The organism is Lysinibacillus xylanilyticus (genome assembly GCF_001183605.1).
GTDB classification, from domain to species: Bacteria; Bacillota; Bacilli; order Bacillales_A; family Planococcaceae; genus Lysinibacillus; species Lysinibacillus xylanilyticus.
In genome coordinates this window covers 773,943-792,772 of record NZ_LFXJ01000005.1, presented here as the reverse complement: position 1 = coordinate 792,772, position 18,830 = coordinate 773,943, and the positions used below count along the sequence as shown (strand labels likewise).

Annotated in this window: 21 protein-coding genes and 1 pseudogene; 5 read left to right on the top strand and 17 right to left on the bottom strand. The window is 33.8% G+C overall.

Annotation, left to right across the window (positions count from 1 at the left end):
* Positions 1-28 precede the first annotated feature (28 nt).
* The 14 genes from ACZ11_RS06785 to ACZ11_RS06720 all read right to left on the bottom strand — a co-directional run bounded on the left by ACZ11_RS06785 (position 29) and on the right by ACZ11_RS06720 (position 11,200).
* Positions 29-502 carry an 8-oxo-dGTP diphosphatase gene (locus ACZ11_RS06785; RefSeq protein ID WP_049667098.1) on the bottom strand — a complete coding sequence of 158 codons (474 nt, stop codon included), beginning with the start codon at positions 500-502 and terminating at the stop codon, positions 29-31.
* Between the two features lie 113 nt (positions 503-615).
* Complete coding sequence (locus tag ACZ11_RS06780; RefSeq protein ID WP_049664710.1) at positions 616-1,092, bottom strand: NUDIX hydrolase; 477 nt, start codon at positions 1,090-1,092, stop codon at positions 616-618.
* A gap of 64 nt (positions 1,093-1,156) precedes the next feature.
* The gene (locus ACZ11_RS06775) at positions 1,157-1,687 is read right to left on the bottom strand and encodes a GNAT family N-acetyltransferase (RefSeq protein ID WP_236690800.1); all 531 of its coding nucleotides are present in this window, start codon (positions 1,685-1,687) and stop codon (positions 1,157-1,159) included.
* A 59-nt stretch (positions 1,688-1,746) separates the two neighbouring features.
* The gene (locus ACZ11_RS06770) at positions 1,747-2,538 is read right to left on the bottom strand and encodes a hypothetical protein (RefSeq protein ID WP_049664708.1); all 792 of its coding nucleotides are present in this window, start codon (positions 2,536-2,538) and stop codon (positions 1,747-1,749) included.
* Between the two features lie 183 nt (positions 2,539-2,721).
* Positions 2,722-3,660, bottom strand: coding sequence for an aminoglycoside phosphotransferase family protein (locus ACZ11_RS06765; protein ID WP_049664706.1), 939 nt, complete (start codon positions 3,658-3,660; stop codon positions 2,722-2,724).
* Between the two features lie 339 nt (positions 3,661-3,999).
* A complete protein-coding gene (locus ACZ11_RS06760; RefSeq protein ID WP_049664705.1) occupies positions 4,000-4,530 on the bottom strand; it encodes a hypothetical protein in 531 nt (176 codons plus the stop codon).
* Between the two features lie 705 nt (positions 4,531-5,235).
* Positions 5,236-5,553, bottom strand: a complete 318-nt coding sequence (locus ACZ11_RS06755) for a YbjQ family protein (RefSeq protein ID WP_049664703.1) — start codon at positions 5,551-5,553, stop codon at positions 5,236-5,238.
* Positions 5,554-5,565: 12 nt separating this feature from the next.
* On the bottom strand, positions 5,566-6,045 hold the full coding sequence (locus tag ACZ11_RS06750; protein ID WP_049664701.1) for a nucleoside 2-deoxyribosyltransferase: 480 nt from the start codon (positions 6,043-6,045) through the stop codon (positions 5,566-5,568).
* A gap of 10 nt (positions 6,046-6,055) precedes the next feature.
* Positions 6,056-6,490, bottom strand: coding sequence for a GNAT family N-acetyltransferase (locus tag ACZ11_RS06745; protein WP_049664699.1), 435 nt, complete (start codon positions 6,488-6,490; stop codon positions 6,056-6,058).
* A gap of 276 nt (positions 6,491-6,766) precedes the next feature.
* A complete protein-coding gene (locus ACZ11_RS06740) occupies positions 6,767-7,828 on the bottom strand; it encodes a suppressor of fused domain protein (protein WP_049664698.1) in 1,062 nt (353 codons plus the stop codon).
* A gap of 262 nt (positions 7,829-8,090) precedes the next feature.
* Positions 8,091-8,702 (bottom strand): hypothetical protein, encoded by a 612-nt coding sequence (locus ACZ11_RS06735; RefSeq protein WP_236690799.1) that lies wholly within the window; start codon positions 8,700-8,702, stop codon positions 8,091-8,093.
* Positions 8,703-9,236: 534 nt separating this feature from the next.
* Positions 9,237-10,010, bottom strand: coding sequence for a MerR family transcriptional regulator (locus ACZ11_RS06730; RefSeq protein WP_049664696.1), 774 nt, complete (start codon positions 10,008-10,010; stop codon positions 9,237-9,239).
* Between the two features lie 12 nt (positions 10,011-10,022).
* Positions 10,023-10,361, bottom strand: a complete 339-nt coding sequence (locus ACZ11_RS06725; RefSeq protein WP_049664694.1) for a DUF4870 domain-containing protein — start codon at positions 10,359-10,361, stop codon at positions 10,023-10,025.
* A 410-nt stretch (positions 10,362-10,771) separates the two neighbouring features.
* On the bottom strand, positions 10,772-11,200 hold the full coding sequence (locus ACZ11_RS06720; protein ID WP_049664692.1) for a GNAT family N-acetyltransferase: 429 nt from the start codon (positions 11,198-11,200) through the stop codon (positions 10,772-10,774).
* 170 nt (positions 11,201-11,370) lie between these two features.
* Here ACZ11_RS06720 and ACZ11_RS06715 point away from each other — a divergent pair, with 170 nt between their 5' ends.
* A complete protein-coding gene (locus ACZ11_RS06715; RefSeq protein ID WP_049664690.1) occupies positions 11,371-11,850 on the top strand; it encodes a GNAT family N-acetyltransferase in 480 nt (159 codons plus the stop codon).
* Between the two features lie 655 nt (positions 11,851-12,505).
* On the opposite strand, the gene ACZ11_RS26915 is transcribed toward ACZ11_RS06715, so the two are convergent.
* Together ACZ11_RS26915 and ACZ11_RS06710 are read right to left on the bottom strand one after the other, a co-directional pair.
* Positions 12,506-12,625 (bottom strand): hypothetical protein, encoded by a 120-nt coding sequence (locus ACZ11_RS26915; RefSeq protein ID WP_236690798.1) that lies wholly within the window; start codon positions 12,623-12,625, stop codon positions 12,506-12,508.
* Between the two features lie 542 nt (positions 12,626-13,167).
* Positions 13,168-13,797, bottom strand: coding sequence for a CPBP family intramembrane glutamic endopeptidase (locus tag ACZ11_RS06710; protein ID WP_049664688.1), 630 nt, complete (start codon positions 13,795-13,797; stop codon positions 13,168-13,170).
* A 174-nt stretch (positions 13,798-13,971) separates the two neighbouring features.
* On the opposite strand from ACZ11_RS06710, the gene ACZ11_RS06705 reads away from it, so the two are divergent.
* Positions 13,972-14,418 carry a LytTR family DNA-binding domain-containing protein gene (locus tag ACZ11_RS06705; protein ID WP_236690797.1) on the top strand — a complete coding sequence of 149 codons (447 nt, stop codon included), beginning with the start codon at positions 13,972-13,974 and terminating at the stop codon, positions 14,416-14,418.
* A 4-nt stretch (positions 14,419-14,422) separates the two neighbouring features.
* Positions 14,423-14,860 (top strand): DUF3021 domain-containing protein, encoded by a 438-nt coding sequence (locus ACZ11_RS06700; RefSeq protein ID WP_082172697.1) that lies wholly within the window; start codon positions 14,423-14,425, stop codon positions 14,858-14,860.
* A gap of 475 nt (positions 14,861-15,335) precedes the next feature.
* On the opposite strand, the gene ACZ11_RS06695 is transcribed toward ACZ11_RS06700, so the two are convergent.
* Positions 15,336-16,592 (bottom strand): ATP-binding protein, encoded by a 1,257-nt coding sequence (locus ACZ11_RS06695; protein WP_049664685.1) that lies wholly within the window; start codon positions 16,590-16,592, stop codon positions 15,336-15,338.
* A gap of 461 nt (positions 16,593-17,053) precedes the next feature.
* On the opposite strand from ACZ11_RS06695, the gene ACZ11_RS06690 reads away from it, so the two are divergent.
* Together ACZ11_RS06690 and ACZ11_RS27200 are read left to right on the top strand one after the other, a co-directional pair.
* Complete coding sequence (locus ACZ11_RS06690; RefSeq protein WP_049664684.1) at positions 17,054-18,265, top strand: IS110 family RNA-guided transposase; 1,212 nt, start codon at positions 17,054-17,056, stop codon at positions 18,263-18,265.
* Positions 18,266-18,447: 182 nt separating this feature from the next.
* Positions 18,448-18,552: pseudogene (locus ACZ11_RS27200) on the top strand (MMPL family transporter); the annotation flags it as partial.
* Positions 18,553-18,830: the final 278 nt, after the last annotated feature.

The following is an 18,830-nucleotide window of genomic DNA, read 5'->3' as shown; positions in this document are numbered from 1 at the left end:
ATTGCCCCCGTTAGTCTAAAAAGAAGCTTTATGTGTTACGTATTGTAACTTTCCCTTCTTTATTTTCATCGTGGTCCCATTCAACTTGAATCTCAAATGTTCCATCTTTAAAAAATAAAGGAAATCTTCTCCGTATCGATGTCTGCATTGGAAGTTTATATGCGTTCTCTAAATCTACCCAAACAGCTTTCCCCTCAGGAGCATCTTTCAAAAGTTCACCCTCGAAATCCTTTGTTATGTAATTAAATATCATATATCTATCTTTAGCGACTGGATTAACATATTCATAAAGCCCTTTATAAATGAGGTTTCTAACTTCTAACCCGGTTTCTTCTTTTACTTCTCTGATAGCACTCTCTACAATACTTTCAGGAAACTCAACTTTACCACCCGGTGGAATAAATCCTTTGAAATTGTCGTGCTGTCTATCCAGAAGTAAAACCTTCTCTTCACTTTGAATCATACAAACAGTCCATATTTTATAATTAATAGAATTGCTCATAATCCCCTCCATATTTTTCATCACCATATATATCCTTCTTATTCGACTAACCTGCGTCTTTAGTTTAAGTAGAAAAAGGCTCAACCCCTTATGAAAGTAAAGCCTCCGTTAGCTCAAGTATTTTCTTTCAAAAACTTTTGCTTGGTGTTAATACGATTTAATAACCTTTTGTTCAATTCCCATAACGCCGTTTTATTGCTATCCCATTTCAAAAGCGTTACTGCCTCTTTAAAACATAACCATTTGTAGTTGAGGTGCTCTTTTGATAAAGATATATCTTTTGTAGGAACTTTAACGCCAAAAGAAAATTCTTTTAATACATAAACGTCTTCTCCCCAAAGGAAATTCCCAACTACATCTTCTACTGGTAGTGAAGACATAGAATCTAATTCAATATATGGATAATCTCTTGTAATACCAGCCTCTTCAAATGCTTCTCGTTTAGCAGATTCAATAGGAGTCTCACCCTCTTCTCCACCACCAGCTAATCCCTGCCAATATCCATAATCACTTCTCTTAAAAATTGCATATTCAATAGAATTGCCAGTGATTATATAAGGAAATACCAAAACTTGATAAGGCGCCCTCATTGCTTATCCCCTCCCAAAAATAACCTTAAAATAAATTTGACCTTTCTTCAACCAACTTGCTCCGTTAGTTCAACAACTTCTTTAAATCAATTCTTGTGTAGGCTTTATTATAGGTCGTACCATCATCATTATAAAATATGGCTTTTTTTAAATATGGGTCAGAGACAGGTTCGTAACCGTGCTTGCTAATTAACTTTATCATTCTGGGATTTTCTATTGGGTCAACACTCACAAATATCTCAGAATGTCCTAAACTCTTTGCAATATTTTCTCTATACCGAATCAAATCTGAACCTATACCATTGCCCCGATAATCCTCTTTTACATATAGGTCACTTAATTTAGGAAGCAAAGAGCCTTTTAATTTAAGAACTCCAAAACCCAATATAAGTGAGTCTTGTTCAGCGATTGCCAAATATACTTCCCTTTTTGCAAATTGCTTTAAATAATTCGTGAATAAATCTTTATTATTTCTAATTTCACATAAACCCGATAAGTCGTTTTCATTCGCTAATCTTATTATGTAGTTCATTGTTATTTCCACTTCCTTATTCTTCAATAAATCACTTTTATAAATATTCAATTCTTTCTTCAACAATCCTGCTCCGTTAGTTTAAGTACATTTTTTCACAATCTTATAAAGCAACTGTACTTTTAAGGTTGATTGTATCCTTTAAGAACTTCTCCGTTAGTTTTTCTCAATTTGAACCAGAGATTTACACTTTCGAAGAACTTTGCACCAATTTCAATCATACCTAAAGCATCATTAACCGATATTTCATCAGGGTAATACCTTTTAGCACATTCATAAAATTGAATTGCAAATGTTTTCATTTCTTCTTCAGGTAATAAGTGTATTGCCTTATTTTTTGGCAACTGCCATATTTCAATGGCATCTTGATGTACTATAGATAGGACGTGATATATTGTTGGAGAAACTTGTGTATTGAGTAAACGTACAACTCTCGTTAATCTCTCTTTTCCGTGGTCTAATAGTGTAGAAAAATACTTGGGAACAACAGTTAAATCATTTAATGATTGTAATGCCGTTTGCTTCAATTGTTCATTTGATGCTTCTTCTACTGGCAACCTTCCAGCCACAATTTGATAAGTACCAGGAACTGGACCAACAAATCCCTCTGGTAATTTATCTGTTAATGCTTCACATTGAATATAGCTAAATGGTTTTGTATCAATTTTGCTTAAGTCTCGATGAATTTTTAGATATAACTCCAATGGCAGTATACCTTGTTTTTCAAAAGCCGTTTCCTTCAAATAAAGATGAAAATCAATATCGCTTGAACCCGGAATAATACCACCTTTTACTACGGAACCGTGGACAATTAAACCTATAAAATCCTCTCTTGTATGATATTGATAAATATAAGCAACTTTTTCTACAATTTTTTTTGCTTCCTCTTGAATATTTAAAATATTTGTCGTCATAAATACCTCCTAATCATCCTAAACACACAACATTACTCTATTTTGTATAATAATTCCTTCATCTACTAATCTGCACCGTTAGTTCTATAATTTAAGAATAGATTTGCTCATAAATAAAAACTGAACTAAATTTAATAAATATTAGTTCAGTTTAAAAATACACACTAGCAAACATATCACCGTTTATAAACCTGTTACATTATCAATAGGTATGGACTTATACCATAATGGTTGATCGAATTTAAAATAGTCATGATCTGCTAAAATGAGATGGATTCTTTGCAATGCATCATCAAAAGATTGTTCATCATATTTTTTCGTCCACACAATCGTAGAGATGATATTCATCGCTGCATAAAGGGCATATATTCGCCAAAATGTATCGTCTGGGGATTCTGTAAAATAGCCATTTATTTGTCCAATACAGAATGGGATACTATGTCTTCTGCTAAATAAAGAAAGATTATAAAAATCATGATAGGGGTCACCAAAATCATAGCCATTAAAATCAATTACACCGTTGTATGTGTTATTTAGAACGATGATATGGCCCAGATGAAAATCATCATGGAGTAAGGTTATAGGTCGACCTTTAAGAAGGTGGAAATTGTTTTCAATAAAGTTTAGTATTTTATGCTCTTTCGTCAGTTGATAGCTACCTTTTTTATATTCATTTAAATAAAAGCTGAATTTCTTTCTTTGAGCTTCTTCCCAGTGTATCGTTTGTGGGGCATGGACATGTAATTGATGAATTTTTCTTAATTCTTTCCCAGCAGCAAGACCTATTTTAAATTGCTCCACATCAGAAAGATTTGAAATGAATTCATCAGCAGGGTATCCTTCAATATAGCTTAATACCATGGCAGAAAGATTAGCCTCGATCAATAAAGTACATTCTATAGCTTTATGTGTTTGTACACCTTGTTTTTCTAATGCTTGAAGCAATGAAAATTCGATGGTTCGTTTTTCGTGATACTGTATGTCAGATAATCGTATAAAGTATTGATTTTGGCCGACGGTAACTATGTATTTTTTATCTGGTGAGTATCCTTTCTCGACTTTTTTTATAGATGAATACCCTTTAAGGCTCGATATGTGGTCTATCACACTTTCAATTAACAAAGTCAATCCACCCTTCTCGCAACGAATAAGAATGAAAATGATACTATACGGTCGAACGATTGTCAATGTTATGTTATTTTGGTTGTGTAATCCTTTTTTGAATACTCTTTGAAAAACGTCAGAGCATATTAAGATCACTAAACTTCTCGTTATGACATACTTCAATTCATTATCGAGAGCAATGGAATTTGAAAAAGTAACCGTCTGTAAAATCAGTACCATTTCACTTCTCCAACTCTTTTTCTACACAAGCATAATTTCCTTTAAAGGTTTCCCGAATTTCTCTTCTAAAATATTTTGTAATCCAAATCAACCACTTCTAAATCATCCGTAATTTCATTAAACCTTTTTTGATTCAAAGTACGATTTTAAATTACTTTTTCTTAATTTATTAGCTTCTTTAATTAAGTCAACTTTTTTTTGATGTATTTTTGTTAGTGAGCTTATTGCATTTTCTACGATTGCCGGAGCATCGTTTCCTAAGTTAGGGTAATTCTGATTTAAATATTCATATAAAGCCTTTTTTTCAAAATTGGATGGAACGCTAGGTGCTAGAGGCAACTCGAATGGTGATTTGTTATCTGCCAATTGTTGAGGGGTATTATATATAAACTGAAAGGCATTTTGTAGCATCCTTTTTTTCCTTTCATCATTCACCTCATACACCCCTTGTGAGTCAAGAGTAATTCGGTCAAATTCAACCATTACTAGTTTGTCTGGCTTTCTATTTTTTGTTCTGTAGTACAGCATAACCTTTAAAACATCCTGCTCTGAAAGCTCCTTTATTTCTTTAAATCTCCCATCTTTAGGATTAGGAATCTTATAAATTTTATTATCTTTAGAAATATACAACCATCTTACACCACTCATAATCAATCCTCCTAAAACAACAAGAACATTAGTTCTCTTCCGAGTTATAATGAACAGCAGTAAAAAGTTCAAAATATAAATAACTTATTTGACTTTTAACTATACAAAACTTTCAAATAAAGATTGATTGAAAGTATGCTGCGAGCATTTATATTATAAATAGAAGAAACTTCACTCATTTTCATACACTTGAGTAAAAAAATAATATTGAGCCTTCATAAGATAAATGTTTTTGGAAAAAAATCCACGAGTTAATACCCCATGGATTTTCTACTTAAGTGAAGTTGAATTAATTAAACGCTTCTAATATATTTGCGATTTTCATTTTCTAAGATTGGGTACCACCATCTGCTTGATACCAAGCATCTAGATCTAAGTAATATATTTTTCCATTATTAGCTGCATTTTTCTGAACGACATCTTTTCAATATTTGTCTTTGTACCAGTTTCAATATCAGTTTGAATGCTCTATGGAGAAGTATAGCCATATCTTCTGTGAAAATCCTGTGACTTCCTTTCAGTAAAGGAAAATATAGGTGTTATAAATCTAAGTAAAAATATAACCACCAATCAATATGATTGGCGGTTCCTTATTTTTTAACTATACAATTATAACACAACCACTTTTTTACGATTAATGTATAAGTATCACATTATCTTTCCACTGCCTTATATAAGCAGTCATGCGTCTTCTGCCGGCTGGGATTATTCCTTTACTCTTACCGCTGTTCCGTATGCTAATACCTCTGATGTACCTTCCATAACAGATGATGTGGAAAATCTTATCCCAACAATAGCATTTGCCCCTAGTCGTCTTGCCTCTTCCTCCATATCTTGCGTAGCAATTTCTCGGGAGCGAACGAGCATTTCTGCATACTCCTTCATCTCTCCTCCGACAATATTGCGAAGTCCAGCCATCATATCGCGGCCAATATTTCTCGATTGTACCGAATTACCTTTTACTAAACCTATAGTTTCTACAATTTCTTTTCCTACTACAATATCTGTTGTTGATAGTAACATACAATACTCCTCCTATTTTTCATATTTTTCAACAGCTTGAACTGCTTCAGCAATGGAAGTCGTAATCACTCCCGTGCGCTTAATCAGGCCAATAACAAATAAATTACGATAAACAAACTGATTTTCCATTCCGTCCCGTACAAGTGCCTCTATTTTCATCATATTGTCCCGGCCTTGTTGACGAACATCTGTAAATACGCCTACGATTGGTCGATTCAGCATCGCAAATGCACCAATCTCTGCTGCTACACCTGAGTCAATCTCAACGCCATCTAAAACGGCTACTAATACATCACTATTTTGCAGCATCTCTAAATCCGCTTGCGCAATCGCTAAGCTATCTGCATATGCCGTTTTATCATTTATCGCATCATTCTCCTGTGGTACGTATAATTCAATACCTGGTACTGCCTCTCTAATTGCCGCAGCGAGCTGCTCATTGACTAAACGATCTCCTAAAGAAAATAATCCATTTGCTAAGTATGCCTTCATAATAAAACTCCTATTCCAATGTTTTTTCAAACACTATTTTATGTCGATCTTTTTTATCCACAAAAGTTGAGACAATATCAAATCCGTGTTTAAGATTTGTGATAAGCATTGCTTTTCGCTCATTTCTTCCATATGTACGAACTTTTTTAAAGCCAAGTGCCTGTAGGTGTTCATGTTGCCGCCTCATTAATTGACTGGCAACTCCCTGACCCCGTTTCTTTTCATGGACACCTCCTAACCAGCTATAAAAAATGCCATCAGGGTGTGTGTAACCTATTTTAAAGCCTATGATATCTTCATTTTCTACTGCTAATAAACAAACGAGTCCTTCTTTACTCTCAAGTTTTTCTAGTGGTAGATTTGCTCCATCAAATACATGTGCATGAATTTCCTGTAATTGCTTAAACCAATCATATGGCACGCCTTCAATTGTAACGATATGCATTTTTATCACCCCAATCTCTACAGTCATTCATTATAGCAGAAAAGGTTTAACTATAAGATTGAACATTGTAGTATTGTTAGTTTTCTTGAAAAAGTTTTAAATGAGGATTGCACGTGGATTGTTATCTGAATTCTGGATGTTGCTCCCTTAGAAGGAGCTTACGATGTTCGGTCTGATTCAAAAGAATCTGGTTAATAAAAAATCTCCCACTATTATACGAACCCAAAGACACATCATTTGGATATACTGTTCGTTTTAGCGGGAGACTATATTCTATCATCCGATTGTTTCTACAACGTTTCCTTGCTGATCTTTAATATACGTTTTTGCAATTTGAATGGAAAGCCCCGGTATAGAGGATACTTTAAACTCTTGTTCTTGCGGCATTAAGTTTTGATTGAGTTCCATAACTGCCTTGTCATTTAATGTGATGGTAATATCCGCTTCTTCCACGCTATACCCACATTTTTCTCCTGGCTCAAATACAACTCGTATTTCTCGACCAACTAAGGTTAGTCTTTTCCCTTTTAAAATCCGTCCGCGTAATAGTTTGCCGATTATTCCCGCTTGTTTTGCCCCCAACGTTAACTTATTAGGTTGTTTACTGAACAATCCCTTTTTCCCCTGCTCCCAAGCTAGTTGGTCCACAAATAAATAGCCGGTATTGGAGCCTTCTTCCGCCATTCCTTTTTCTACAGCTTCGGCAATGGATGAAATCTGTAAAAGAGATGCACGAGATAAATCAGTAACATAGCTCGGGATATACTCAAGACCTGCATTTAGTACACCGATAGTATTCCAAGTTTGCATCGCCTCAAGCTCATCTTCTGTTATGCCTACCATTTGAATAAACTCCAACTGTCCATTTGGTGTATCAATCGCAGGCAACTCAGGATCTATCGTAAATGCAAGCGCCGTTAAAAGAGTGTCAGCTCCTTGGCAGATTGGACCGTTAGCATCCAAATAATCGCCTGCTCTGAAAACATTGCCACTGTCAAAAACATATCTTCCCATGTTTTGCAGCAAATTCAACGCCCACGCTGGTGGCTCCTCCTCATCTTCTTTTCGTGCAAGACGAAATGTTAACTCAAACCCATATCCGCTGCATTCAGCATCCTCTGAATCTTTTTCATATAATTCAGAAAATCCATAAGTTACAAAATGCCAGTGTGGAACTGGTGTCTCACTTTTATAGGCACTGATTCCTTCAAGCGGATCTTCGCCTCCTAATAAATATGGAATAACGGTTCCATAATGCTTCGGCTCCTGGTCTCCGTAAACTTTTAATAATTCCTGATCAATCGCGTCCCAACCAGATGCATTTACTTCTTCGCTCATCAACAACGCCTCCTATGTATTCCTATATTCCATATAATTCTACTATAAAGTATATAACACACTATAAAGAGAATAATACCCAATTTTACTAGCTATTTTTATTAATCAGTGGCATCGAGTGAATTTACGGGATCAAGTTACTAAGTCCTATGACACTCTGTAGAGACAGGGCCTAAATGTGAAGCCTCGACGGATATCTAGATGCGCCGAGGCGTTATGATTGCGGGGATAAAAAATAATTAAAATAATATGAGGTTTCTCCCTAGCCGTATAACATTGCTGGTGAACGTACACTTTGTAAATAGTCTGCTAGCTTCCCAGCATATACTTTTTCTAAGTAAGGTAATTGTGCGATACAATGAGGTGTCATTAATGCTGGGTTTTGACAAACTTTCAGCCCACCAACCTTTAATAGCATCGCCACAAATTGCGAGCAAAAATAGGCACGCTCTCTTCGAACCTCCCTTTGCATCATAACTCCAAAAAGCCCAATAAAATTATATTTATAGCGATCACGATTCCAATACATATGTTGTACGATTTTCATCATCTCTAAGTATTGATAATGAGATATTTTGCAACGATAAATGACACAATCAGCTGTTTCAAATAGTCCTCTTTCTGCATCTTCTCGCAAAAAACCCCCACTTAAAGGATTGTTTAATTGTCTACGTCCAAAGCTATACATTTCAAAGAGCTCCTCATCAAAAGCAATGGACGCATGGTTCATCTCTTTTCCAGTATACATGCCTATTGCTTTTGATAGTAATGTACCTGTTTTTGTTAATACTATGTAAATGGTGTATGCCATGTCCTCACCTACTTCAATATTCTTCCTACTACCAATACGTTTTAAATATTCAAACGGTTTCATTAATTTCCTTTTTTTATAAGTATATATCACAAAGTTAATATTTTTCTTACCAAAAACTGAATATTTTCTTAATTTTCATCAATGCTTTTAGACTGTTATTTTTAAGCCACCTTTATTTATATGTCTTGAATCGTATTCTTATGTGATTCACTGATTTTTTCTATAGATATGTACGAGAGGATATTAACTGTGATTATCAAAGTATGTGGTGTAAAGTTTGAGGCTTTATAGGAGAATTTAGTTAAAGTTCAATGGTAAAGACTATCATATACTTTTTAGTTCGTATATTGATAGTACGTTTATTGACTATTATTTTTTATCTGTCGTATTGGATTGTCATCAGCTTCAATTGAAACTCCTATAGGGTTATTTATGATTTATGCAGCTTTAATTGGAGCAGGCATGTGATTTGCTACCACAACATTTACTGATTAAACTCTTCATTAAACCCCAATTGTTAGACACAATTGGGGTTTAATTTTCATACTAGCAATTTTTCTACTTGCGTCGTTTTCATTGCCGGATATTCATATCTTAATTCTGTATCGTCGCCTGGGTGTTGTAACAATTATTTTGATATATACTTATCGCTTCTTTTAAAAATATTTGCTCCTTTTCTGTAAAAGGATTCGGAAATTTCAACGATTCTGTGAATGGTAGCTTTTTTTCCATCATATCTAAATTTCCTTTCACGGTTTCATTCATAAGTTGCAGAAGTGTTTTAACAGTCTCTTGGGCTTCTTTTGTAGAAGGTATAGCTTCTGTAAATGTTAAATGTTTAATTTCTGATAAAACTTTAGTCCATTTTTTATCTAAATCGATTTCTTCGGATTTATTTATACTAAATAATTCATCAGTTATATCTGAAAAGTGTTCTTTAAACCATGTTTCAGTATTCTCAGCAAACATTAATTTTTGTAGCATAGCACAAAATATCTCGATATTGATGATTTCCTCATCTTTCACTGTTTCAATAAGATGGTTTAAATCAGATAATACATTTATAATTTCAAGTTTTTTCGCTTCAAATAACTGTTTTTGATCGTTTAACGATTTTAAGATAATTTCACCTTTAACAGTGTTTTTTTGCAGTACGTCTTTAATTTCCTTTAGCGACAAGCCTAGAAACTGTAATGACTTAATGTTTTGTAATGTAGATAGGCCCTCTGTAGAATATAGTCTATGTCCACCCTCTGTATAATCACTTGGTTTCAGTAGGTCTATGCTGTCATAATATCGAAGTGTTCTAATACTAACACCAGACTTTTGCACAAGTTCACCTATCGTAAAAATACCTTTCCCCGACAAATTATTCTCTCCTTAATGATTGACTTTAAAGTATCTTATAACGGGATAAGAAAACTTTTTTCCATTTAAAGTATAGATTGCTGCAATTAAAATTAATATTGTTTCAAGAATAATAAGTGTAAAAGAAAGGATTGAAACTGCGCTCCATTTTTTAGAAATAAAAGTTAATAACAAAAAAACTGGAAAGAAAGTAAAATGAAGGTTCATCCCTTCTTTTGCATGGTCAGCAAAATATTTATTCTTATCCCTTGATACTAAGTATACCAATATTGGCAAAATAAAGGTTAATAATAGCGAGAACAGATGCATTAAACTTGCCAATCCTCTGTTTAATAAAGTCTCTTTTTTCATTGTACTTTTCCTCCAATAGCATATTTGATTGTTACCTTCTAAAGTGAGTAACTAAATTCATCATAAAAGGTGACGCTACTGGAGATTCAAGGACAAATGATATTTTTTTTATTAAACACTTACATGTCAGAATTCGCGTTCGGATTTTTTTGGGGGATTTAATTTCAAATAAGGTAGTGAAGTGAAAGGATAATGAATGAAATTTCATTTAGAATTGTTTGTTGAAGATTTAAATGAAAACAAGTGATTTCTTTAAATTTTTCCTTATGTTTAAATACTTCATCAAATATAGCTGTTGTTATTTTTAGTTTTCCCTATTGTATGATATAATCGCTTTACTGACTAACCTAAGCAAGTCAATATTAAGCTGTAGCGATGCCGTACGCTACAGCTTTTTTGTATTCTCCTCCTCAAGAATTATTGCTTTCCAAATACTCCTCTGCTAGTTGCGGATTTTTGTATATTGCCATACCCGTTTTCAATTTTTTAAAGCCGATCTTTTCGTAAAAAGGTTCATTTCCTGTCGTTGCAATTAACTGAATACAAGAAACATCTGCTAATTGCTGAATGATATCCTCTAAAAGAGTTCTAGCTATCCCACTTCCTTGATAATCTTTATGTACTACAACATCATAAATCGCAGCATTAAAGGTACCATCTGAAAGAGCTCTCGCAAAACCTATAATTTTATGATCTTTTACTGCGAAAACTTGATGTGTACTTGCATTGAAAACTTTTTTTATTATGCGTTCGTCATGTTTCATCCATCCTACTGATTGATAAACTTCTTTTAACATTGTTAGCTCGTATTCCTCTACTTCATATTTAAGTAACACCATTTTCCATTCCCCCTAATTTTCCACTTCTTTTAATATTAATATAATCTATCAGACGTGTTGATTAACTATATTTCACCATCAAATTAAAGATGAATACATATCATTTATAAATTAAGTCTCTTGACGAACGTTCGTTCTGGTATTAGAATAATAAAAAAGGAGGCAATTTTATGCAAAAAACGAACACCATTGAATTAGTACATTTTTCAGAAGAGTATGTCGATATTTTGAATGACTTCGAGCTTCCGGACGAACAAAGTCAATTTACTGCCCTTCCAAAAGATATTTCTATTGAAATGGTTGGACAATACCCGATTGTTATTTTGAATCACAATATACCTGTAGGATTTTTTGTCCTGCATGCAACAGAAAGAGTAAAAGAGTACTCTAATAATCCAAAAGCTATGCTGCTTACTGCATTGTCTGTTGACCATAAACAACAAGGAAAAGGATACGCAAAAATAGGGATGCTAGCACTGCCTGAATTTATTAAAAGAAAATTTAAAGATTGTAATGAAGTTGTTTTAGTCGTTAATCATAAAAATATTCCGGCTCAAAATTTGTATTTAAAAGTTGGCTTTGTCGATAACGGGGAAAGAAGAATGGGACGTATTGGCGAGCAAATTATTATGAACCTAACTATCTATTAGATTTTTAAAAATCACTCGCAATGACATGGGTGATTTTTTCTGTTTGTCCCTAACTTGCAGGTATTAGGATACAATGAATTCGAACCTACACATATAATTGTCATTGCGGATAGACTGTTTTGACAGTCAACTATTAAAAAAAGAAAGTGGCAATGAAATGTGTAAGGATTAAATACTCTTTTGGATGTTCTAATTGAATTATTCCACTTCATTTCAAATCTCCGAACATAGTTTACATAATAAATTTATTCATTCACCCCTTTATTTGCCAAGTTCTAATGGTAACTCTCTTGCTTTCATTCCGTAAGAAGTTTAAATTCATCCGCTCGATTTAATCATCTCCTCTTCATTCTAAAATGCTCCATACAACTTTTAGTAATAATCTCTTAAAACTTCTCAAATGCTTTTTCATCTGTCTTATCCTTCTGAACCACTTTTAACTCGTCACTTGACAGTTCTCACGTCTTCCCATCATATCCTCCTGTAATCGAGCACAGTACACAATCCGCAGCACGATTATGAGTTATTTTTGTCGTGTAAAGACAAACAAAAAAAGACTCCAATATAATCGTGAAGTCTTGATTTCTGTTTAAAGGAAAAGATATGGCATATTCTTACTCAAACTCAAATTTTACAGGTCTTAAAAATAAATCTTTTAATGTTTAAAATTCCTGGAGTTTTCTCTCCCCCATAACATAACATCGTGCCCAACTTTATTAGCGTACCAAGCCAAAAAGGTTCCCCAACGTCCACAACCTAATACTGAAATATTCATTATTTCACCCTCATCTATTTTAAATTATTGCTTTTCAAACTCCTAAATGAAAATGGGTTAATTATTTTCATTTGGACAAGGGTTATATTCGACCAACTTTATAAAATATCCTTCATCTAGCTTGCCATTCCTTATTGAACTAGCCTGCTTCGTTAGTACAATAAGAAAAAAAGAGCTGTCTAAGCAGCTCAATGGTCTTCAAGTAAAGCACCCCGTTAGTTTAATAAGAACAGCGACGCTTCTCCCACAATCGCGCCCTTTAATGGAATAACTAAAATATGGGCTTAATCCTAAAATAGCTTATAGCTGGTTGAATTAAATCCCTCCGTTAGCCATCCACATCGGATAAAATCGACGCTTCATCACAGAAAATGAAAGATTAATACGTTTTTTTATGGGAATTGAAGAGTTTAGATTAAACAACTGAACCTCATAGGTCCTGAAAAAACATCAAATTTGCTAACGGTGGTAAATTAAATAACCTTTTCCCATAAAATTATTTAATATCGAGGGGCGAAATTACACAACATTCCTCTCAATTATTACCATGAATTTTTATTTAGCTGCCACTTCCCTGAAATGGCAGCTAGCATCAACCATGGCTCTATTACCATATTGATTAGAATATGGGCTACAATTGGTGCAAAGGTGCTCCTTCCGGTATAAATATAGAGCATCGCAAGTAGACAACCTAAGATTGTCGTTGAAAGAATTGCTGGAAGCGCAATTTCCATCTCTCCTCGCAATAACATCCATGCGCCATGAGCAATTCCAAACACAATTCCTGAGATTATTACTTGTGAAAGATTTGAAAATCCAGTAGATAATACATACTCCATGAGCAAATGTCTAAATACAACTTCTTCTACTATTCCACTTACAATAGCAGCCCATATACCAATCAATTTAAGCCAAGAAAATGTGAACAAATTGCTTTTTACTAAAGGTATTGCAAACATTGTATAGGAAATATACCCGATTACGATGAATGCAGTGAAAAACCACATAGGTAAGTTCAGGTATATTTCCGGTGAATAGCCCAATCCATTCTCAATAAATTTTTTAGGATTAGTTACATACCAAAAAATAACACTTAATGAAAGCATACTTGATATGCTTGCTAATATCCATCCTGCCTTTCTTCGCTCTTTTAGCGTTGTGATCTCGTTCATATTAACTGTCCCCTTATATTAAATTAATGTTTCTAAGGCCTAATATAACGACATCAAAGTTTAGCAACAATACGTTACATGTAACATGTCTTTATTGAAAGGTGAAATGCTTTTTATGGATGACAACTTGCATTATTCGATTTGTAATATATGGTATATTTTTATAGAGAGGTGATGGAGTTGAAGATAGACATAAAAATTGATCCACAAATTGATGAACCCTACATAACAATCTGCGTTTCTAAATTAACGCCAACTATACAGGCTGCAATCTCACTCTTACAACAAGAAGAACAACAAATTTTAACAGGGACCGCTAACAATAAAGTACATATTATCGAGCCTAGTTCTGTTATAGCTATTAGGACGGAAGGCAAAGATTTAGTACTATATAGCGACGATGGTAATCGTGTACTTATGAATAAACCTTTGTACGAGTTAGAGCAGCAACTAGGGGAAGGATTTATTCGGATTTCTAAATCTGCCATCGTTAATCCTAGAAAAATCAGAAATATTGAAGCTTCCTTTAATGGCACAATGGAAATCGAGCTTACTTTAGGAATAAAAGAAGTCATTTCACGCAATTATAAAAAATCATTTAAAGAGCGCTTGGGGGTATAAGTACATGAACTTTTTCAAGAATTTATGGTTCGGAATAAGTATGGGCTGTACAGTTTTTGTTTTTGTAAATCTTATTGGATATTGGTTGAAAGGGGATTTGTTTTTAGAAGCTGTTATATCTAATTTTCCACAACAAGTTTTCGGATCAGTTACTGTTGGCATTGCCTGTATACTACCTTCATACGTCTATAGAACAGAACGTTTAACATTTTTACAACAAAGTGCTTGTCATTTTTTTATCGCTATAGGGACCTTTATAGCTGTCGCCTTTTCTTTAAAATGGCTTCCAACATTTTCGATAAAACTAACGATTCTATTGTTACTATTTAATGCATTAATTTTTGCACTAGTTTGGCTGTTATTTTATTTTTATAGTCAATCGGAAGTAAAAAAAATGAAGCAGAAAATCATTGTTCATACAGACAGTGGTAATAATCAATAGATTTCTTTGATAGAAATTCATTATTTAAAGAGGCTAATCAACATAATAAGCCTCTTTTGTATTTAAACCTTCCTTTTCAGATATTTCCATTTATTTTCAAACGACTTAAATTAAACAGCCTCCATCTTTATCCCCTACTAATTATTCTTCATTTACAGCTATAACTGTATGAGCCGAAGATTATTCAACTAAACTGCCTCGTTAGCTCAATAAGAAAAAAAGAGCTGCTTATGCAACTCAATAATCTTTAAGTAAAGCACCCGTTAGTTTAAGTGTAATACTTCACAATCCTATTCAATTAGGTTGTTTTAATCATTTAAATCATATAAATAAATTGGGTTTATACACTCCAAAATGGCGTTATTGTATCCGGATATTTTCTCAATTTCTTTTTCGTCTTTAAATTCTTCGTTTTCGAACTGTACTTTAGCAGCAAGCTCTAAATCGTCGAAATTTTTTTGCCCTACGATTTCTATTAGGAAGAAGGAATAATAATAGAAAACCGTGTTCCCTTTCCCTTTTCACTTTTTATTTCTATATCTCCGTTTAATCCTTTTACAATACTGTATGCAATCATCGTACCTAGCCCGGTTCCCTTCTCTTTTATAGAATAAAACGGCATAGCAATTCGATTTATCTCCTCAGAAGACATTCCAATTCCTGTGTCAATAATATCAATCACAATACGATTCTTTACCTTTTTCACATTAATTCGGAGCATCCCTCCATTAGTCATGGCTTCAATCCCATTCGTTGCAATGTTAATTAAACACATTTTTAGATTATCGGTGTTGGCATATATATAATAGGAACATTCATTATCGCTTTCAACTTTAACATTACATTGGATGGCGATCGGTAAAATAACCTCTATTACTTGCTCAACAATTGGTCTAATATCTAATAATTCTCTTGCAACATGTTGTGGTTTTATAAGGGACAAATAATCGTTAATAACGTGTTGCGCTTTTTCTAACTCCATTAGCATGACTTGCAAATAGTCATCCTTTTGTGTTTCAGAGATTTCGTTTTTACTAAACATCTGCATAAATCCATATACAGTAGTCAACGGGTTTCTTATTTCATGGGCTATAGACGCTGCTAATTCACAAGTCACCATAAATTTTTCTGCACGGTAAATTTTTTCTTTCATTTTAAACCTTTCTATCATTCCTTCAATTAAATAAAGAGACAATAAAACAGTCAGAATATTGATCACTATATAATTGAATAAAAAGTGAATAAAATCAGGTTGAACTTTATCGTTTATCCGTATTTGGTTCATTAAAGCGAATATAGAAAAGGAAATAGTGCAAAGAGACATAAGCAATAAGCTGAACAATATTTTTCTTTTTTTATAATAACCAGCAAGAAAATATTGGGATACCATAGTAATGGAAGTGGCCATAAAATATACAATAACTGCAGGGTAGACTCCGTCTCCGCCTAAGTAAAAACGGTAAGAAACAAATATAACAGTAATAAAAATAAAACTCCTAAAACCACCATAGAGAACAGCTAAAAGGATTGGGATAAGCCGTAAATCATATATGTATCCACAATTAAACTTAAACGGGAATGTCATACAAAGAACAACCGCGATGGATGAAAGAAAGGAAATTAATATAGTATTACGCGCTTCTTTTCCATCTTTATCTAACCAAAATATTTGATAGAAAAAAATACAAATGATAATAATGAATGCATTTAATAATAATGTCGTTATCCCCATGATCAGCGCCCCTAAATTGAGTAATAAATGTTAGAAAAGTGATAAAACACAAAAGGTTAAGATAATTATAAACATTTTTTCAAAAAAAGAAAGATGTTGAAAAAAGTGTAAAAAAAAATTTGACTAACCTGCCCCGTTAGCCATCCATGTAGCGCAAAACCAGAGCTACACCACAGAATATGAAAGATGATTAAGTTCTTTCATGGGAGTTCAATAAAGAAAACATACTAAGATTAGTAGTGCAGACCAAGGCATTGGTTCGTACTACTATTTTTTTATATAGTAGAGGTGAAGAATAGGTCGGGCAGCTCTTTGGATCTTGAATCCGTAAAAAAAACTGACCTACTTCACAACCTTATTTGAATCAGGTTTAAGTATGTTGGATCCTTTGAGATCGTGTATAAGAAATGGGAATCAATAAGGCTAATGTGAAGACTTCAAAACACATAGGGAGGGAGAACATGAAACATGTCATCGCCTTTGATATTAGTATGGGAAAGAGTTATATGGTTGTCTATAACGCGCTGAAAAAATGTCAGTTGGAAAAGGAAATTGCGCACAATCGTCCGGGATTTATGGACCTTAAAAAGTTAATTGATGACTTAATTGAAGGATATGATGAGCAACCTCATATCGTATTTGAATCTACAGGAGTCTATTCAAGAACATTGGAACGTTTCATGCAAGAGAACAACTATAGTTATTGCCTATTAAATCCCTTGGAAGCAAAACTCCAATGTGATTCCTTACGGATTCACAAAACGGACCGAAGTGATGCACATCAATTGGCACTCACACACTTTACGCACGAAAGACGGATTGAAACAGATTCCAATGATGTTTACCGTCAGTTAAAACGATTATCGAGACACTACAGCGAATTGGATGATGAATTGAGCGTCACCCGCAGTCGATTGCATAAGGTCGTCCAGGAAACATTTCCTGAACTCGAGAATATTTTCACGACCAAGTCTGAACTGTTCCTAAACGTAGTACAATTATACCCTCATCCAGATCTAGTCTTGAATCATTCAAAAACAATCATTAAAAATCGAATACTCGCAAACACAAATAAACGAATGGCAGTAAACAAAGCAGAAGAAAAAGCTGTTGAATTAATAGAGGCCGCAAAGCAATCTTACCCCGCCGCGTCTTCAACAGATGTGGTTTGTGATCAAGTTCGTGTATATGCTAAACGGTTTCAAGAGCTTCTCCTTCAGAAAGAACAATGTATCAGTAAAATGGAGTCGATAGCCGAAAGGCTTGAAGAGTATAGCATAATACGTAGTATTCCGGCTATTGGAGCTAACTCAGCTGTCAGAATCATAGCAGAAATTGGGAACATTCAGAGGTTTGACAACAACAGACAGTTGAATGCCTATACAGGTATTGATATTAGGCGGTATCAATCCGGGAAGTTTATAGCTAAAGACAAGATTAATAAACGCGGCAATAAACACCTACGTAAAATAATGTATCTAACCGTTCAGAACATGATTAGACAGCGACGATTTGGTGGAAATCACATCGTTGAGTACTACGATAAATTAAAAACGCAACCCTATAACAAATGTCATAAGGTTGCCTCCATCGCATGTGTAAACAAGTTATTGAAAACGATCTTCTTTCTTGTCACACATAATCAAAACTACGACTACAGGTTGGCTCCCTAGTACAGTCGTAGCATCAGTTTAACATACTAAAGCCTTATGAAAAATCGAAAAATCACTAGGCTTATTCGGCATGGCCCAATTTATCAAAATAATATCAGAGAGTTAAGAAAGTTATTATAGATACTTGACTAATCGTAAGAAAAAGAGCTGCATATGCAACTCAATGATCTTCAAGAAAAGCAAGCTTCTTACCAGTCATTGTGATTGGAATTTTATTTGGGCTAGCAATGGACTATGAGGTTTTTCTAGTTAGTAGAATGCGTGAAGTATATACACATACCGGGGATGCACGTAATGCCCATGAAGTGTTTTTTTATTTAAAAGATTTTTATTGACAATCTATTAGCTGGTTTAGTGGAATATCAATTTATATTTTATCTCTAATGTCTTCCAGTTATTTCTATTACACGATTGTTTTGTTTTTCAATAGATTTTATCCTTTTTTCAATTATGCTTGAAGAGAAAAACACTATAAGTACAATAGCTATTCCAATTATTAAATCTATTTTAATTGTAAGCGTCAAATATTCCCCACCTACTAGTTTAAGTCCCTATCACTATCTTC

Coding starts and splice junctions, on each gene's coding strand:
- ACZ11_RS06785 (WP_049667098.1), bottom strand. CDS start 502: ATGAGCAATTCTATTAATTATAAAATATGGACTGTTTGTATGATTCAA.
- ACZ11_RS06780 (WP_049664710.1), bottom strand. CDS start 1,092: ATGAGGGCGCCTTATCAAGTTTTGGTATTTCCTTATATAATCACTGGC.
- ACZ11_RS06770 (WP_049664708.1), bottom strand. CDS start 2,538: ATGACGACAAATATTTTAAATATTCAAGAGGAAGCAAAAAAAATTGTA.
- ACZ11_RS06760 (WP_049664705.1), bottom strand. CDS start 4,530: ATGAGTGGTGTAAGATGGTTGTATATTTCTAAAGATAATAAAATTTAT.
- ACZ11_RS06755 (WP_049664703.1), bottom strand. CDS start 5,553: ATGTTACTATCAACAACAGATATTGTAGTAGGAAAAGAAATTGTAGAA.
- ACZ11_RS06750 (WP_049664701.1), bottom strand. CDS start 6,045: ATGAAGGCATACTTAGCAAATGGATTATTTTCTTTAGGAGATCGTTTA.
- ACZ11_RS06745 (WP_049664699.1), bottom strand. CDS start 6,490: ATGCATATCGTTACAATTGAAGGCGTGCCATATGATTGGTTTAAGCAA.
- ACZ11_RS06740 (WP_049664698.1), bottom strand. CDS start 7,828: ATGAGCGAAGAAGTAAATGCATCTGGTTGGGACGCGATTGATCAGGAA.
- ACZ11_RS06735 (WP_236690799.1), bottom strand. CDS start 8,702: ATGAAACCGTTTGAATATTTAAAACGTATTGGTAGTAGGAAGAATATT.
- ACZ11_RS06725 (WP_049664694.1), bottom strand. CDS start 10,361: ATGAAAAAAGAGACTTTATTAAACAGAGGATTGGCAAGTTTAATGCAT.
- ACZ11_RS06720 (WP_049664692.1), bottom strand. CDS start 11,200: ATGGTGTTACTTAAATATGAAGTAGAGGAATACGAGCTAACAATGTTA.
- ACZ11_RS06715 (WP_049664690.1), top strand. CDS start 11,371: ATGCAAAAAACGAACACCATTGAATTAGTACATTTTTCAGAAGAGTAT.
- ACZ11_RS26915 (WP_236690798.1), bottom strand. CDS start 12,625: ATGAATATTTCAGTATTAGGTTGTGGACGTTGGGGAACCTTTTTGGCT.
- ACZ11_RS06710 (WP_049664688.1), bottom strand. CDS start 13,797: ATGAACGAGATCACAACGCTAAAAGAGCGAAGAAAGGCAGGATGGATA.
- ACZ11_RS06705 (WP_236690797.1), top strand. CDS start 13,972: ATGGAGTTGAAGATAGACATAAAAATTGATCCACAAATTGATGAACCC.
- ACZ11_RS06700 (WP_082172697.1), top strand. CDS start 14,423: ATGAACTTTTTCAAGAATTTATGGTTCGGAATAAGTATGGGCTGTACA.
- ACZ11_RS06695 (WP_049664685.1), bottom strand. CDS start 16,592: ATGGGGATAACGACATTATTATTAAATGCATTCATTATTATCATTTGT.
- ACZ11_RS06690 (WP_049664684.1), top strand. CDS start 17,054: ATGAAACATGTCATCGCCTTTGATATTAGTATGGGAAAGAGTTATATG.